This window comes from Nonomuraea coxensis DSM 45129 (genome assembly GCF_019397265.1).
Taxonomy (GTDB): domain Bacteria; phylum Actinomycetota; class Actinomycetes; order Streptosporangiales; family Streptosporangiaceae; genus Nonomuraea; species Nonomuraea coxensis.
The window spans coordinates 3,850,672-3,866,373 of sequence record NZ_CP068985.1; the positions used below are offsets into that span (position 1 = coordinate 3,850,672).

Annotated in this window: 13 protein-coding genes; 4 read left to right on the top strand and 9 right to left on the bottom strand. The window is 74.6% G+C overall.

Going from position 1 to position 15,702, the window contains the following annotated elements; all coding sequences use genetic code 11:
- Positions 1-62: 62 nt before the first annotated feature.
- Positions 63-875: a DUF1206 domain-containing protein gene (locus Nocox_RS17995; RefSeq protein WP_246649809.1), complete on the top strand. Its 813-nt coding sequence runs from the start codon at positions 63-65 to the stop codon at positions 873-875.
- A gap of 5 nt (positions 876-880) precedes the next feature.
- Here Nocox_RS17995 and Nocox_RS18000 read toward each other — a convergent pair whose 3' ends face one another.
- Entirely contained in the window at positions 881-1,924 is a 1,044-nt protein-coding gene (locus Nocox_RS18000; protein WP_063711571.1) for a glycerophosphodiester phosphodiesterase, read from the bottom strand.
- Between the two features lie 87 nt (positions 1,925-2,011).
- Here Nocox_RS18000 and Nocox_RS18005 point away from each other — a divergent pair, with 87 nt between their 5' ends.
- Positions 2,012-2,560 carry an SDR family NAD(P)-dependent oxidoreductase gene (locus Nocox_RS18005; protein WP_020540020.1) on the top strand — a complete coding sequence of 183 codons (549 nt, stop codon included), beginning with the start codon at positions 2,012-2,014 and terminating at the stop codon, positions 2,558-2,560.
- On the opposite strand, the gene Nocox_RS18010 is transcribed toward Nocox_RS18005, so the two are convergent.
- Positions 2,548-4,401: a DUF2264 domain-containing protein gene (locus tag Nocox_RS18010; RefSeq protein ID WP_211212479.1), complete on the bottom strand. Its 1,854-nt coding sequence runs from the start codon at positions 4,399-4,401 to the stop codon at positions 2,548-2,550. The two genes, Nocox_RS18005 and Nocox_RS18010, sit on opposite strands and share 13 nt — an antisense overlap.
- A gap of 135 nt (positions 4,402-4,536) precedes the next feature.
- On the opposite strand from Nocox_RS18010, the gene Nocox_RS18015 reads away from it, so the two are divergent.
- Positions 4,537-6,645, top strand: a complete 2,109-nt coding sequence (locus Nocox_RS18015; protein WP_020540017.1) for an ATP-binding protein — start codon at positions 4,537-4,539, stop codon at positions 6,643-6,645.
- A gap of 31 nt (positions 6,646-6,676) precedes the next feature.
- On the opposite strand, the gene Nocox_RS18020 is transcribed toward Nocox_RS18015, so the two are convergent.
- The 7 genes from Nocox_RS18020 to Nocox_RS18050 all read right to left on the bottom strand — a co-directional run bounded on the left by Nocox_RS18020 (position 6,677) and on the right by Nocox_RS18050 (position 12,708).
- Positions 6,677-8,011, bottom strand: a complete 1,335-nt coding sequence (locus Nocox_RS18020; RefSeq protein WP_020540016.1) for an amidase — start codon at positions 8,009-8,011, stop codon at positions 6,677-6,679.
- A 23-nt stretch (positions 8,012-8,034) separates the two neighbouring features.
- Positions 8,035-8,826, bottom strand: a complete 792-nt coding sequence (locus Nocox_RS18025) for an amino acid ABC transporter permease (protein WP_020540015.1) — start codon at positions 8,824-8,826, stop codon at positions 8,035-8,037.
- The gene (locus tag Nocox_RS18030; RefSeq protein WP_020540014.1) at positions 8,823-9,491 is read right to left on the bottom strand and encodes an amino acid ABC transporter permease; all 669 of its coding nucleotides are present in this window, start codon (positions 9,489-9,491) and stop codon (positions 8,823-8,825) included. Before Nocox_RS18030 ends, Nocox_RS18025 begins: the two co-directional genes overlap by 4 nt.
- 5 nt (positions 9,492-9,496) lie before the next feature.
- Positions 9,497-10,324, bottom strand: coding sequence for a glutamate ABC transporter substrate-binding protein (locus Nocox_RS18035; RefSeq protein WP_020540013.1), 828 nt, complete (start codon positions 10,322-10,324; stop codon positions 9,497-9,499).
- Between the two features lie 13 nt (positions 10,325-10,337).
- The gene (locus Nocox_RS18040) at positions 10,338-11,081 is read right to left on the bottom strand and encodes an amino acid ABC transporter ATP-binding protein (RefSeq protein ID WP_020540012.1); all 744 of its coding nucleotides are present in this window, start codon (positions 11,079-11,081) and stop codon (positions 10,338-10,340) included.
- Between the two features lie 104 nt (positions 11,082-11,185).
- Positions 11,186-12,025 carry a glutamate ABC transporter substrate-binding protein gene (locus Nocox_RS18045; protein ID WP_026213701.1) on the bottom strand — a complete coding sequence of 280 codons (840 nt, stop codon included), beginning with the start codon at positions 12,023-12,025 and terminating at the stop codon, positions 11,186-11,188.
- Positions 12,022-12,708, bottom strand: a complete 687-nt coding sequence (locus Nocox_RS18050) for a response regulator (RefSeq protein WP_020540010.1) — start codon at positions 12,706-12,708, stop codon at positions 12,022-12,024. The genes Nocox_RS18045 and Nocox_RS18050 overlap by 4 nt, the downstream gene beginning before the upstream one ends.
- Positions 12,709-12,864: 156 nt before the next feature.
- Between Nocox_RS18050 and Nocox_RS18055 the strand changes: the two genes are divergently transcribed.
- Entirely contained in the window at positions 12,865-15,699 is a 2,835-nt protein-coding gene (locus Nocox_RS18055) for a hybrid sensor histidine kinase/response regulator (protein ID WP_020540009.1), read from the top strand.
- Positions 15,700-15,702 lie beyond the last annotated feature (3 nt).

Here is a 15,702-nt window from a genome sequence, read left to right on the forward strand (position 1 = left end):
CCCCGAGGTCTGGAACGCCGTTTCCCGGGAACTTCGTAAGTCTCCCGACACCCCCTGGAGGCATGATGAGCACGGCGGGACAAGAGGTGCGCGGCGCGGCGCGGAGAGCGGCCCGCCACCCCGTCATGGACGTGGCGACGCGGATCGGCCTGGCCTGCCGCGGCGTCCTGTACGCGCTGGTCGGCGCGGTGGCGGTGCAGATCGGCCTGGGCGAGCGGTCGAAGGAGGCCGACAAGGCGGGCGCCATCGAGACGGTCGCCGAGCTGCCCTTCGGCGCGGGACTGCTGTGGATCATGATGATCGGGTTCGTGGCGCTGGCGCTGTGGCAGATCTCGGAGGCGCTGTTCGGCGGCGGGGAGCCGATCGAGCGGGCCGAGGCGGTCGCCAGGGTCGCGGTGTACGCGCTGGTCGTGGCCAGCCTGATCAGCGTGCTGACGAAGGGGAAGGCGTCGTCCGACGACGAGAAGTCCCGTGACCTCACCGCGACGCTGCTCGGGCTGCCCGGCGGGCCGGTGCTCGTGGGCGCGATCGGGCTCGGGCTGGTCGTGCTCGGCGGCTACTGGGTGCGCCAGGGCCTCACCAAGGGGTTCAGGAAGGAGCTGGACCGGGCGCGCATGCCCGAGCCCGCCCGCGCCGTGATGGACCACCTCGGCCTCGGCGGGTTCGTCGCCCGGGGCGCGGTCGCCGCGCTGGCCGGGATCCTCGTCTGCAAGGCGGCGGTCACGTTCGACCCGGACGAGGCGGGCGGCATCGACGCGGCGCTGCGCGAGTTCGCCGGCACGCCCGCCGGGCCGTGGCTGCTCGTGGTGGTGGCGCTGGGGCTGCTGCTGTTCGCCGCGTACTGCTTCGGCGAGGCCCGCTGGCGCCGTACGTGAGCCGGTCAGCCCCCGGCCGGCCGGCGGCGGGCCCGCCCGGCGAGCACCGCGCGGGCCATGCCGGGGTCGTCGCAGAACGCGCCGTCGATCCCCGCGTCCAGCAGCTTGGCCAGCCAGCCCGTCACGTCGCCGGTCGCCCGCGGGTGAGCCGGGCTCGCCGGGTCGCCCGCCCGGTGGTCGGCCGGGAGCTGGGAGTTCTCGTTGCGCACGGTCCACACGTGCACGTCGAGGCCGTGGCCGTGGGCGTCGCCGACGAGCGCCGTGGCCGGCAGCGTCCGGCCGTCGGCGTCCCACGGCAGCACGTGCCGGGTGTCGACGCCGATGCCGTCGGCGTACCCGGCGACCTCGCGCAGGCCGTCCGGCGTCACCAGGTCGCCGTAGGAGCGGGGGTCGCCGGCGGCGGTCCAGTCGTAGGGCGCGCCGCCGTACGGCACGAGCTGGATCAGCGGCAGATCCGTCCTGGCGCGCAGCTCGCGCAGGTTCGCCGTCTCGAACGACTGGATGTACGCCGCGCGCACCCGGTGCCGCCCGAGCACCTCCAGCAGCGGCTCCTCCAGCGGCAGCCCGATCGAGGCGAAGTACGTCGGATGCTTGGTCTCCGGATACACACCGACGCCCGCCCGCAGCGCGAGCCGCACGACCTCCTCGAACGTCGGGATCTCCGCCAGCCCGTCGAACGCCGTGTTCCCCGGGCGCAGGCCCGGCACCCGCTCCCTGGCGCGCAGCGTCCGCAGCTCCGCCAGCGTGAAGTCCTCGGTGAACCAGCCGGTGACCGGCCGGCCGTCGATGGTCTTGGTGACGCGGCGGGCGGCGAACTCGGGCCGCTCGGCCACGTCCGTCGTGCCGGAGATCTCGTTCTCGTGCCTGGCCACCAGCACGTGGTCCTTCGTGGCGACCAGGTCGGGCTCGATGTAGTCGGCGCCGAGGGCGATGGCGGTCTCGTACGACAGGAGGGTGTGCTCGGGCCGGTGGGCGCTCGCGCCCCGGTGGCCGATCACGACGGGCTCGTGGCCGCGGCGTCCGGCCGCGGCGGGCGGTGTCTGGGTCACGAGGGCGACCGTACCGCCACGTGACGACCAGGGGCGACGCGCGGCCCGCCCGGTGGAAGACGGGCGCGCGGGGGCAGGAACGACGTCATGGACGATCTGCGCGGGCGCGTGGCCCTGCTCACGGGCGCGTCCGGCGGCATCGGGCAGGCCGTCGGGCGGCTGCTCATCGCCGCCGGGGTGCGCACGGCCTTCACCTACCGCTCGCGCGCCGAGGTGGACGCGGCGACGTGGGACCGGACGATGGCGGTCAACCTGCGGGCGCCGTTCCTGCTCGCGCAGCGGGCGCTGCCCGGCATGGCGGGGCGGGGGTTCGGGCGGGTGCTGTTCACGTCGTCGGTGGCGGGGTTCACCGGGGGGATCGTGGGGCCGCACTACGCGGCCTCCAAGGCCGGGCTGCACGGGCTGGTGCACTTCCTGGCGGCCCGGGTGGCCGAGCGGGGCGTGACGGTGAACGCCGTCGCGCCCGCGCTGATCGAGGGCACCGCGATGCTGCCCGGCGCGGCCCGGCCCGGCCTCGTGCCGGTGCGGCGGTTCGGGCGGCCGGAGGAGGTCGCGGACCTGGCGCTGGCGGTGCTGCGCAACGGCTACGTCACCAGTCAGGTGCTGAGCGTGGACGGCGGCGCCTACCCGCGCTGACCGGCGGCGGGCCCGGGCAGGGGGATCTCGTCGGCGGCGCCGTCCGGCCAGGTGATCGCGTTCCCGTTCACCGCCGGGGGGTCGCCGCCCTCGCCGAGCAGGATCGCGGCGGTGTACCAGCGGCCGGGCTCGGCCGGGCCCGGGGTCGCGCACCACGGGACCAGGGTGCGCGCGGCGAGCGGCGTGGCCGCCACCGCGACGCCCCGCTCCGTCAGCCCCGGGCCGCCCACCACCCGGGTCACGGGCCCGCCCTCCGGCGCGGGCCACCCCCCGAGCCGCAGCCGCCCGGCCGGCGGCGGGCCCAGGGCGTCCGGCTCGGAGCGCAGGCCGCCCGCCTCCACGGGCGTGCCGCCCGCCTCCACGGGGAGGCGGGCGAAGCGGAGCTCCCATGCGCCGCGCACCGCCGACACGACCTCCACCTCGGGCCCGTCGCGCAGGTCGCCGCCGGGCCTGCTGTGCCCGTGGTCGGGGCCGGGGCCCTGCTCGCCCCAGCGGGCCCGCCACCGCGACGAGCCGACCAGCGTCCCTGACGGCAGCGCCGACACCGGCCCCGCCGTGAAGCCCGTCCGGTGGGAGGCCCGCCCGTCCTCGTCCAGCACCGCCACCGACTGGTCGAGCGGATCGCCGGACAGCAGCGGGAAGGTGGCCGTCGAGTAGCCGAGGCGGGCGTAGAGCGGCGCGTCGGCGAGGCGCGCGCCCGGCCGCGCGTGGTCGGTGCCGTGGTTGACGACCCGGACGATCCCGTCCGCCCGCGTCCCGCTGACCAGCCAGCCGGGGGCGCGCACCACCCGCGTGAAGTCCCCGGTCTCGACCGGCAGCGGCTCCTCGACGGCCGTCCACACCGGATGACCCGCCGGCAGCGACAGCCCCAGCAGGCCCTTGGCCGCCCAGTACGGCGGGCCGGGCCCCGAGTAGTCCTGCGCGATCCCGCGCCACGGCCCGTGCCAGCCGAGGGTGAGCACCCCGTCGCGGTCAGGAGCGCCGCGCTCGGCGAAGTGCCGCACGATGCCCGAGGCGGCCCTGCGCAGCAGCCCGGGGGAGCCGACCCCGGCCCGCGCCCCCGCCCAGAACGGCGCCGCCGCGGCGAACCGGTAGGTCAGGCCGCGCCCCTGGACGAGCGGCGAGCCGTCGGCCCCCACCAGGTGCACGGCGTCGTCGAGGAAGCGCTCCAGCCGGGCCAGGTACGCGGGATCGGGGGCGCGGCCGGCCATCTCGCTCCACAGCAGCGGGTACAGGTGCAGCGCCCAGCCGTTGTAGTGGTCGTAGGAGCGCTCGGCGCCGTCGGCGTACCAGCCGCCGTCGCGCTCGAACGTGCGGGCCAGGGCGAGCCCCGCCTCGATGTCCTCCTCCGCGTACGGCCCGCCCACGGAGGCCAGGAACTGCTCGGTGACGAGCTGGAACCAGACCCAGTTGATCGGCGGGTAGGCGGCGCCGACCGCGGGCGCCAGCCAGTCCACCACCTGCTCCCGGACCCGGGGCGGCAGCCGGTCCCACAGCCACGGCCTGGTCAGGTGCAGCACCAGCGCGACGGAGGCGGCCTCCACCTTGGCCTGGTCGTGCTCGTCCAGCCGGGGCCACCGCTCGGGCGAGGCCGGGTCCACGCCGGCGGCCAGGCCCTCGGCGTACCACTCCATGAGGCCGAGCGGGTCGCGCCCGTCCTCGCCGGCGACGCGGAACCCGGCCGCGAGGAACGTGCGGGCGAAGCCTCCAGGGCGTCGACGTCGGGGCCGTACCCGCCGGGCGGCCCGGGGAAGGCGATGCGCGCGTGCGACGGGGAGGCGTGGGCGCGGGCGGCGAGGACCAGGCGGTCGGCGAGGGCGGCCCAGTGCTCCCTGGTCCAGCCGGTGTAGGGGGAGATCACCTGCCCAGCAAACACGGGTGCGCGGTTCTCCGACAAGAAGTGACGGCCCCTCCCGGAGCCGCTGAGCTCGCCCGGCTCTTCGCCTGAGTAGTCAGTTTCTTACTTTTCGTGGCGGATGCGTCTCGGGTACGGCAAGCTGAGGCAGGTGGGCAACCTGCCGCCGGAGCTGACCAGCCTTGTCGGGCGCCGTGCCGAGCTGACGAGCATCCGGAGGGAGTGCGCGCGCTCCCGGCTGGTCACCCTGACCGGCGTCGGCGGGGTCGGCAAGACCAGGCTCGCCCTGCGGGCCGCCGCCGAGCTGCGGCCGGACCTCGCCGACGGCGCCTGGTTCGTCGAGCTGGCCGCGCTCGACCAGGGGATCCTGCTGCCGCACACCATCGCCGAGGCGCTGCCGGTCGCCGACCGCAGCACGCGGGCCATGGCCGAGGTGCTGGCCGAGTACCTCGCCGGGCGGCGGCTGCTGCTCGTGCTCGACACCTGCGAGCACCTGGCCGACTCCTGCGCCGCCGTCGTCAGGACCCTGCTGGACGCCGCCCCCGGGCTGACCGTGCTGGCCACCAGCCGCCGCCCGCTCGGCCTGCCCGAGGAGCAGGTGCTGGTCGTCGAGCCGCTGCCGGTGCCCGAGCCCGGCGGCGGCGGCCCGCAGGACGCCGTGCTGCTGCTGGCCGAGCGCACCGCCGCCGTCGTGCCCGGGTTCGCCGTCACGGACGGCAACCGGGCCGACGTCGCCCGCCTGTGCCGCAGGCTGGAGGGCCTGCCGCTGGCCATCGAGCTGGCCGCCGCCCGGCTGCGCGAGCTGTCGGCGGCCGAGCTGCACGACCTCCTGGACGACCGCTTCACCGCCCTGGACACCGTCGAGCCGCCCGGGCCGGGAGCCGGCGGGGCGCCGCCGTGGCATGGGGCGCTGCGGACCGCGATCGGCTGGAGCCACCAGCTCTGCGCGCCCGGCGAGCGGCTGCTGTGGGCGCGCGCCTCGGTCTTCTCCGGCAGCTTCGACGACGAGGCCGCCGTCAGGGTCTGCGCCGACGAGCGGCTGCCCGCCGGGGACGTCCCCGCCCTGCTGGACGCGCTGGTCGCCAAGTCCGTGCTCACCTGGGCCCCGACCGGCGGCGGCGAGCGCTACCGCATGCTCGACACCATCCGCGAGTACGGCGCCCTCTGGCTGCGCGACCTCGGCGAGCAGGACCACGTGCGCGCCCGCCACCGCGACTTCTACCTCGCCCTCGCCCGCCGCGGCGACGCCGCCTGGTTCGGCCCCGACCAGATCTCCTGGAACGACCGCACCACCGCCGAGCACGACAACCTCCGCGCCGCGCTGGAGCACAGCCTCGCCGTCCCCGGCGACCACGTCGCGGTCGAGCTGGCCGCCGCGCTCTGGTTCTTCTGGTACCCCTGCGGCTTCCTCAAGGAGGGCCAGCAGTACCTGGAGCGCGCCCTCGCCCTCGACGGCACGCCGGGCCGGGTGCGCAACCGCGCCCTGTGGGTGTGCGCCCTGACCCGCGTCGTCCAGGGCGACGCGGCCGGCGGCGTGGACTGGGCCACCCGGTGCGACGAGGCCGCCGGGCAGCTCGGCGACGGCGAGGCCGCCGTCGCCGCCCGCGCCATGATCATGGCCGCCGCCGTCCTGCGCGGCGACCTGGCGCTGGCGACCGCGCTGGCCGATGCCCTGCTGGCGGTCCACCGGCCCGAGGAGGGCCTGACGCTGCCCGCCCTGCTGGCCTGGCTGACCCTGAGCCACGTCCACACCGCCGCCGGCCGGCCCGAGGAGGCGCTGAAGACGCTGGAGGAGATGTCCGCCGAGTGCGACCGGCACGGCGAGCGCTGGATGCGCGCCTACGCCGACCTGTTCCGCGGCATGGCGGAGCTGGAGCTCGGCCACGCCGGCCGGGCCCAGGAGCACGCGCGGGCCGCGCTCGGCGTCAAGCACCGGCTGCACGACAACCTCGGCGTCGCGCTCGCCCTCGACGTGCTCTCGCGCGCCGCCGCCGCCTCCGGGCAGGGCGAGCACGCCGCCCGCCTGCTCGGCATGGGGCAGCGGCTCTGGCGCGAGATCGGGCAGGCGCAGCTCGGCATCTCCGCGTGGGTGGCCGCCAGGGACGCCGCCGAGCGGCAGGCGCGGGCCGCCGCCGGCGAGGACGCCTACCGCGCCGCCTACCGGGCCGGCTCCCTGACGAGTCTCGACGCCGGCGTCGTCTACGCCCTCAGCCCCGCCCCCCGGCCTTGACCCCCGGCCTGCGCCGGCGTGGTCTACGCCCTCAGCCCTGCCCCCCGGCCTCCGTCCGCCGGGCCGCCGCGAACAGGCGGGCCTCGCCGCCGGGGCGGGCCACGAGCTGCAGGCCGACCGGCAGGCCGTCCACGAGCCCGGCGGGGACGGTCAGCGCGGGACGGCCGAGCACGTTCCACGGGCTGGTCATGCCCAGCAGCGCGGCGCGCACCTGGATCCGCTCGCCGCCCGCCTCGGCCTCCCGCGCGCCGATCGGCGGGGCGAGGATCGGGACGGTCGGCGTCGCCAGCACGTCGTACGGGCCGAACAGGGCCTCGGCGTGCTCCTCCAGCTCCCGCCGGGCGTCCAGGGCCCGGACGTAGCGCCAGGCGGGCAGTTCGGCGGCCTGGCGGAGACGGTCGAGCACCTCCGGGTCGAACAGGTCAGGGGCCGCCGCCAGCCGCCCGGCGTGCACGGCCGCCGTCTCGCCGCTCTGGATGGCCAGGTACGTCTCCCTGAACAGCTCCAGGACCTCCGGCGCCATCCGCGTCTCGCCTTCGACCTGCCCGGCGGCGGCCCGCGCGGCCGCGGCGACCCGCGGGTCCGCCGGGAAGAGGCTGCCCGGCTCCAGCCACCCCACCCGGACCTCGCCCACCGGGTCCTCGGGGAGGCGGGCGCCGGTCAGGGCCTGGTAGGCGAGCAGGCAGCAGGACGCGGTGGCGGCGAGGACGCCGACGTGGTCGAGGGTCCGGGAGAGCGGGAAGACGCCGTCCGCCGGGATGGCGCCGTAGGCGGGCTTGAAGCCGGCCGCCCCGCACAGGGCGGCCGGGATGCGGACCGAGCCGCCGGTGTCGGTGCCGAGCGCCAGCGGCACCAGGCCCGCCCCCACGGCCGCGCCGCTGCCCGCGCTGGAGCCGCCCGTCATGCGGGACGGGTCCCACGGGTTGCGGGCGGCTCCGCCGGCGGAGCGGTCGCCGGTCGGCCCGTACGCGAACTCGTGGGTGGTGGTCGTGCCCACGACGACCGCCCCGGCCCGCCGCAGCCGGGCCACGCAGGCCGCGTCGGCGTCCGCCACGTGGCCGGCGAAGTGCCGCGACCCCATCGTCACCCGCATCCCGGCGATCATGATGAGGTCCTTCACGCCCGCCGGGATGCCGTGCAGCGGCCCCCGGTCGATCCCGGCGGCCAGCTCCTCGTCGGCCCGCCGCGCCGCCTCCGCGGCCCCGGCGGCGTCCACGGTGACGAAGGCGTTGAGCTCCGCGCCGCCGGCGATCGCGTCGAGCGCGAGGGCGGTCAGCTCGGCCGAGGTGGTGCGCCCGGAGCGCAGGTCGCGCCCCAGGCCGTCGAGGGTGCGGCCGGTGAAGGGGCCGGGAGAGGGGATCGTCATGGTGCCATTGTCGTACGACCAGGTCAGGCGCCCAGCCGGTGGGCGAGGCGGTCCAGCGAGGTGTTGATGGCGATGAAGATCGCCGCGATGAGGATCGCGGCCGGGATGACGTTGGAGAAGTTCGCGGCGATGCCGTTCAGCCCGCGGTCCACCAGCTCGTCGTAGCCGACGATGAGCCCGAGCGCCGAGTCCTTCAGCAGCACGATGAACTGGCTGACCAGCGCGGGCAGCATCACCCGCACCCCCTGCGGCAGCAGCACCAGGCGCATGACCTGGTTCTTGCGCATGCCGACCGCGTACGCCGCCTCGCGCTGCCCCTTCGGCAGGCTCAGCACCCCGGCCCGGACGATCTCCGCGATCACCGACCCGTTGTAGAGCGTGAGCCCGAAGACCACCGCGGCGAAGGCCGAGATGTTCACCCCGATGAGCATGTACGAGCCGAAGAACGCGAAGAAGATCAGCAGCAGCAGCGGCACCGACCGGAAGAACTCCACCACGGCGGCCGCCGGCACCCGGATCCAGGCGTGCTCCGACATCCTGGCCACCGCGAAGACCAGCCCGAACAGCCCGGCCAGCAGCACGCCGGCCACGGCCGCGCCGAGCGTCCCGGCCAGGCCGGGCAGGATGAAGGTGGCCCAGACGTCGCCGCGCAGCAGCGGCAGCCACTTGTCGGCGGCCCACTGGTCCTTCTCGTCGAAGCGCACGTACACGACGTAGGCGAGGGCGAGCAGGACGAGCGTGACCGCCCCGGCCAGCGCCCGGTTGCGGCGCACGCCGCGCGGGCCGGGCGGCTCGTAGAGGTTGGCGTAGCTCATCGGGCCACCGCCGTCCGCCGCGACAGCCAGCCGAACAGCAGGCCCATCGGCAGGCACAGCAGCACGAACCCGGCGGCGAAGCCGAGGAAGATCTCGATGACCTGGTCCCCGTACGTCTCGATCATCTCCCGCATCCGCACCGACGCCTCGCTCACGCCCACCACCAGGGCGATGGTGGTGTTCTTGGTCAGCGCGATGAGGATGCTGCCGAGCGGCGCCACCACCGCGCGGAACGCCTGCGGCAGCGTGACCAGCCGGAGCGTCTGGACGAAGCCGAGCCCGAGCGAGCGGGCCGCCTCGGCCTGCCCGACGGGCACGGTGTTCAGCCCGGAGCGCAGCGCCTCGCACACGAACGCCGAGGTGTAGGCGGTCAGCCCGATGCAGGCGAGCCAGAAGTTGTTGGTCGCGATGTCGTCGGACAGCTCCACGCCCAGGTTGGCGCCGACGCCGAGGCCGGTGAACAGCAGCACCAGCGTGAGCGGGGTGTTGCGGGCCACCGACACGTACGTGCTCGCCGCCGCCCGCAGCGAGGCGAGCGGCGCGACCCGCAGGGCGGTCAGCAGCGTCCCCAGCAGCAGGGAGCCGAGCGCGCTGACCGCCGTCAGCCTGATCGTCATCCAGAACGCGGCGAGGATCGTCTCGCGTTCGGTCAGCAGGGCTTCCATGCCGGTCAGTACCGCTCCAGCTGCGGCGCCTGCGGGACGGCGAAGCCGGAGGCGCCGACGCTGGCCTGCAGCGCCTTGGTCCAGCTCCCGTCGGCGAACATCTTCTCCAGCGCGTCGTTGACGGCCTTGCGGCCGGCCGTGTCGTCCTTCTTCATGCCGATGCCGTACTTCTCGGTGCTGAACGGCTTGCCGACCACCTTGAGCTTGCCGTTGTGCTGCGCGGCGTAGCCGGCCAGGATCACGTTGTCGGTGGTGATGGCGTCGAGCTGGCCGCCGAGCACCCGGTCCACGCACGCCGAGTACGTCCGCTCCTCCTGGAGCTGCACCTCCTTGGCGTACTCCGACTTGACCTTCTGGGCGGGGGTGGAGCCGGCGACCGAGCACAGCTTCTTGCCGTTCAATGTCTCCGGCCCGGTCAGCGAGGAGTCGTCGGCCCGGACCAGCAGGTCCTGCCCGGCCACGAAGTACGGCCCGGCGAAGGACACCTTCTGCTTGCGGGCGTCGGTGATCGAGTACGTGGCCACGACCAGGTCCACCTGGCCCTGCTCGATGAACGCCTCCCGGTTGGCCGACACCGTCTCCTTGAAGGTGATGCCGTCGGGCTCGACGCCGAGCTGCTTGGCGACGTACTTGGCGACCTCGACGTCGAAGCCGGTGAACGCGCCGTCCGGAGTGCGCAGCCCCAGCCCGGGCTGGTCCGCCTTGACCCCGATGACCAGCTTCTTCTCGTTCTTGGCCTTGTCCACCACGGAGTCGTAGCTGTCCTGGCCGCCGCCGCAGGCGGTGGCGAGGACCATGACGGCGAACACCGCGTAGAGGGACCTTCCGAACATGACGTGCGCTCCTTTAGTGCGTGAGGATCTTGGCGAGGAAGGACTGGGCGCGCTCGCTGCCGGGCGCCGTGAAGAATCCGTCAGGGCTGTCCTGCTCGACGATCTCGCCGTCGGCCATGAAGACGACCCGGTCGGCGGCCCGCCGGGCGAAGCCCATCTCGTGGGTGACGACGACCATGGTCATGCCGTCGCGGGCCAGCGCCGTCATGACCTCCAGGACCTCGTTGACCATCTCGGGGTCGAGCGCCGAGGTGGGCTCGTCGAAGAGGATCACCTTCGGGTCCATGGCCAGGGCGCGGGCGATCGCCACCCGCTGCTGCTGGCCGCCGGAGAGCTGGGCGGGGTACTTGGCCGCCTGGCCGCCGATCCCCACCCGGTCGAGCAGTTCGCGGGCCTTGCGCTCGGCGGCGTCCTTCGGCCTCTTCAGCACGTGCACCTGGCCCAGGACGACGTTGTCCAGGACGGACTTGTGCGCGAAGAGGTTGAAGGACTGGAAGACCATGCCGACCTCGGCCCGCAGCCGGGCCAGGGCCTTGCCCTCGGCGGGCAGCGGCGTGCCGTCCACGCTGATCGTGCCCGAGTCGATGGTCTCCAGCCGGTTGATGGCACGGCACAGGGTGGACTTGCCCGCCCCGGACGGGCCGATGATCACCACGACCTCGCCCTTGGAGACGGTCAGGTCGACGTCCCTGAGCACGTGGTGGTCGCCGAAGCGTTTGTTGACCCGGTCCAGGACGATCAGGGCCTCCTGTGTCATGCGTCACGCTCCTTGTCTCGGTCCGCGATGGCGTAACCGTAGGAGCCGCGTGTTCCCAGGAAGGGCTTGTGATCTTTCTGCTCAGGAATCGGGCCGGATCGCGCTCAGCGGGCCGACGGCTTGGAGCTCTCCGACGTCGCCCCGGACACGCCGATCGTGTCCCGGTAGGCGCGCTCCCACTCGCCGCCGGCCAGCCAGCGGGCGATCAGGCCGTTGAGGTGGTCGCGGAAGACCAGGTCGTCCTTGCGGACGCCGATCCCGTACGGCTCGCGCCCGAACGGCTTGCCGACCAGCCGCAGCGCGTCGGGATGCTGCGCCTGGAGGCCGAGCAGGATCGTGTCGTCGGTGCTGAGCGCGTCCACGCGGCCGGACAGCAGGGCCGGCACGCACACGCTGTAGGTGTCCACGATCTCCAGGCGGGCCCCGGACACCTCGGCGCGCAGCCGGTCCGCGGAGGTGGAGCCGATCGCCGTGCAGACGGTCCTGCCGTCGAGGTCCGCCACGCCGCGGATGCGGGTGTCGCCCGCCCGGATGAGCAGGTCCTGGCCCGCGTAGTAGTACGGGTCGGTGAAGGTCACCAGGCGGGCGCGGGCCGGGGTGATCGAGTAGGTGGCGATGACCAGGTCCACGATGCCCTGGGAGATGAAGTTCTCCCGCTCGCGGGTGACGGTCTCGACGAAGCGGATGTTGCGTTCGCTGCCGGTGAGGTCGCGGGCCACCAGCCGGGCGATCTCGGCGTCGAAGCCGATGATCCGCCCGGTGGCGGGGTCCTTGTAGCCGAACATGGGCTGGTCGAACTTGATCCCCACCACCAGGACGCCCCGGTCCCTGATGCGGGCCATGGTCGAGCCCTCGGGGAACGGGCCGGCCTGGCCGCAGCCCGCCGGCACCAGGCACAGCACGAGACACAGCAGCGCGGCGAGCGCATTCCTCGAACCGGTCATCTGGCTCGGTAACGGTGCTGGGGCCGGCCGGTGGGACCGTACCTCGGCCGGGTCTCCACCAGCCCCCGGTCGACCAGGTGCTCCAGGTAGCGGCGGGCGGTGGCGCGGCTGACGCCGATGCTGGCGGCCAGCTCGTGCGCCGAGACGTCCTCCGCGACGTCGGCCAGCGCGTCCAGCACCGCCTGCTCGGTGGCCGCGGAGATGCTCTTCGGGCGGAACGGCTGGTCGGTGTGGAGGGAGCGGAAGATCCGGTCGATCTCCTGCTGCTCGGCGAAGCGCCCGCTCGCCTCCAGTTGCTCGGCGGTGGCCGCGTAGCGCAGCAGCGTCTGCTCCAGGATGCCGGTGCGGGTGGGCTTGACCAGGTAGTACAGGGCGCCACGCTGGATGGCGGCGCGCACGGTCGCCGACTCCTTGCGGCCGGAGATCACGATGACGTCGGCCGGCGGCTGCTCCGGGCGTCTCAGCCGGTGCGCCACCTCCAGCCCCGGCAGGTCCGGCAGGTGCAGGTCGAGCAGGACCAGGCGTGGCGCGAACCGGGCGGCGGCGGCGAGCGCCGCGTGGCCGCTGTGGGCGATGCCCACCACTCTGAACCCGAGCACCCGGTTGACCTGCGCCTGCAAAGCGGCCGTCACGACCGGGTCGTCGTCCACGATGAGTACGGTGATGTCCCTGGACTGAGGCACCGCACGCTCCTCGCTCCATCTGACAGAGGTTCAGTGCAGCTTAGGTGGCTTTTGCTCGATAAGATCGACTTTAGCGCATTCTGCTCACGTCGATCCTCCCACCGGCGGGTGATCCCTCCTAGTCTGGAGCCGGGTAAGGGGAGGAGACGGACGCCGGTGAGATGGCTGCTCGCGGTGACGGCCCTGTGGACACTGCTCGGGCTGCTGCCCTTGGCGCTGCTGACCTCCTCCAGCATCAGCCTGTCCGAGCAGGCGATGAGCAGCGAGGTCAGCGACCGGGTCAAGACCACCGCCTCGGTGAGCCGGGTCGTCGTCGAGCAGCAGATGGGCTCGCTCAAGCAGCTCGTCGTCGCCTTCGCCGAGCAGCCCCGCGTCCGCGAGGCGGTCAAGCACGCCGGCGCCGAGACGCTGCGCGGCTACCTCGCCGAGCTCAAGCGCACCCGCGACGACGGCGTCAGCGGCCTCATCCTCACCTCGCCCGAGGGCGAGATGCTGGGCGCCGAGCCGCCGAGCGCGCTGCCCCAGGACATCGGCAACTCCGACTGGTACCGCGCGGTACGCGACCGCAGGCAGGCGCACGTCTCGCAGGCGTACACGCCGACCATGCGGGACGTCTCCCGCGCCGTCGCCGTCGCCGCGCCCATCCCCAGCGCCGACGGCGAGCGCATGCTCGGCATCCTCACCGTCGTCTACAGCCTGGACGCCATCCAGCGCTTCGCCGAGGAGGCCGCCGAGGCCCAGAACATCCGGCTGCTCATCACCGACCGGGCCGGCGTGCTCGTCGCCGACCCCGGCAGGAAGCTGTACGCCCTCACCTCGCTGCGCGAGGACCCGCGGGTGGACGCCGCGCTCGCCGGCCGCACCTGGAACGGCAGCTTCCGCGGCATCGACGGCACCGTCCTTTCGGCCTCCGAGCCCATCCCCAGCATCGGCTGGACGGTGACCGCCGAGGTGTCGGCGTCCGAGGCGCTCGCCTCCGCCGACCAGCTGCGCGGCACCGTCGTCACCGTCGCCGGCCTGCTCGCCCTGCTCATCCTCATCGGACTCGGCATCCAGATCCACTCCACCCGCGGCCGCCGCCGCGCCCAGGCCACGCTCGCCCGCTACGCCGCCGAGCTCGCCGCCGCCAGGGACGAGGCGGTCAGCGCCTCCAGCGCCAAGTCCGAGTTCCTCGCCAAGATCAGCCACGAGATCCGCACCCCGATCAACGGCGTGCTCGGCATGAACTCCCTGCTCATGGGCACCCGCCTGGACGAGGAGCAGCGCCACTACGCCAGCACCGCCCAGGAGTCCGCGCAGAACGTGCTGCGCCTGCTCGACGACTTCCTCGACCTGTCCAGGATCGAGGCAGGACACCTCCAGGTGGAGGACGCCCCCTTCGACCTGCCGCGCCTGTGCGACGAGGTGGTCGCGCCGCTCGCGCCCCTCGCCTACGAGCAGGGCCTCTGGCTGACGCTCCGCCTCGACGAGAACGTGCCCCGCCAGGTCGCCGGCGACCCCGCGCGGCTGCGGCAGATCCTGGTGAACCTGGTCGGCAACGCGCTGAAGTTCACCGTCCAGGGCGGCGTCGACCTGCACGTCTCCCTGGAGGAGGGCGGGCCGGGCGAGCCGCGGGTGACACTGCGCTTCGCCGTCTCCGACACCGGCGTCGGCGTCCCGCCCGACGACCGCGAGCGCGTCTTCGGCGTCTTCCGCCAGGTCGACTCGCCCATCACCCGCCGCACCGGCGGCAGCGGCCTCGGCCTCGCCATCGCCAGGCAGCTCACCGAGCTGATGGGCGGCGAGATCGGGCTCGACAGCGTGGAGGGCGTCGGCAGCCGGTTCTGGGTGCGGCTGCCGATGGACGTGCTCACCTGGTCCGAGCCGGGAGCCGGGGCGCTGCAGGGGCGGCGGGCCCTCGTCGCCGACGCCCGCCCCGAGGACCGGGCGCTCGCCGGGCGCTACCTGTCCGAGGCCGGGCTCGCCGTCGAGGAGACCAGGGACGCCCGCTCGGCGCTGGTGCTGCTGCGCACGGCGGCGGCCGGCGGCAGCCCGTACGAGCTGGCGGTCGTCGCCCTCGACCTCGGCGCCGACGGGAGCGGCTCGCTCGCGCACGCCATCCTCAGCGACCCGCTGCTCCAGGGCACCAGCGTGGTCGTGGTCGTCACGCCCGGCCGGGCACGCTTCGCCTGGCCGGCCGCCGCCGGCGAGCGGGCCGTGCAGTCGATCACCCGGCCGCTCAGCCGCCGGCGCCTGCTCGCCGCCGTCGAGAACGCCCTCGGCGTCGCCGAGGGCCACCCGGGCGAGCCGCGCGAGCTCGTCCAGGACCCCGAGGGGGAGCCCGGCGGCGTGCGCGTCCTGGTCGCCGAGGACGACGAGGTCAGCCGCCAGGTGGCGATGCTCGTCCTCAGCCAGGCCGGGCACGAGGTGGACACCGTGGACGACGGCGCGCAGGCCGTCAGAGCCGTCCTGACCGGCGGGTACGACCTGGTGTTCATGGACTGCCAGCTCCCCGTGCTCGACGGCCTCGCCGCCACGGCCGAGATCCGGCGGCGCGAGGAGACCCGCACCCCCATCATCGCGATGACCGCCGCCGCCATGCCGGACGACCGCGTCCGCTGCCTGGAGGCCGGCATGGACGACCACCTGGCCAAGCCGGTGGACTGGCCCCGGGTGCTGGCCAGGATCCCCGAGTGGGCCTCCTACGGCAGCCTGCCGCCCGAGCTGGCCGGGCTGTCGCCGGAGGCGGTCGCGGAGGTGGCGCAGGCGTACCTGGCGACGGCGCGGCGCACCTTCGAGGACCTGCGCGCCGCCGCCGACGCCGGCGACCACGCGCGGCTGGAGGCACTGGCGCACCGGCTCAAGGGGAGCTGCGCGACCGTGGGCGCCACCCGGGAGGCCGAGCTGTGCCGGCGGGTCGAGGACCTGGCCCGGGCCGGGGCCGTCGAACGGGAGGCCGTCGAGGAGCTGGACGAGCTCCTCAAGGAGACGCCCCAGTGGATGCCCGGCTGAGCG

Coding starts and splice junctions, on each gene's coding strand:
- Nocox_RS17995 (WP_246649809.1), top strand. CDS start 63: ATGATGAGCACGGCGGGACAAGAGGTGCGCGGCGCGGCGCGGAGAGCG.
- Nocox_RS18005 (WP_020540020.1), top strand. CDS start 2,012: ATGGACGATCTGCGCGGGCGCGTGGCCCTGCTCACGGGCGCGTCCGGC.
- Nocox_RS18015 (WP_020540017.1), top strand. CDS start 4,537: ATGCGTCTCGGGTACGGCAAGCTGAGGCAGGTGGGCAACCTGCCGCCG.
- Nocox_RS18020 (WP_020540016.1), bottom strand. CDS start 8,011: ATGACGATCCCCTCTCCCGGCCCCTTCACCGGCCGCACCCTCGACGGC.
- Nocox_RS18025 (WP_020540015.1), bottom strand. CDS start 8,826: ATGAGCTACGCCAACCTCTACGAGCCGCCCGGCCCGCGCGGCGTGCGC.
- Nocox_RS18030 (WP_020540014.1), bottom strand. CDS start 9,491: ATGGAAGCCCTGCTGACCGAACGCGAGACGATCCTCGCCGCGTTCTGG.
- Nocox_RS18035 (WP_020540013.1), bottom strand. CDS start 10,324: ATGTTCGGAAGGTCCCTCTACGCGGTGTTCGCCGTCATGGTCCTCGCC.
- Nocox_RS18040 (WP_020540012.1), bottom strand. CDS start 11,081: ATGACACAGGAGGCCCTGATCGTCCTGGACCGGGTCAACAAACGCTTC.
- Nocox_RS18045 (WP_026213701.1), bottom strand. CDS start 12,025: ATGACCGGTTCGAGGAATGCGCTCGCCGCGCTGCTGTGTCTCGTGCTG.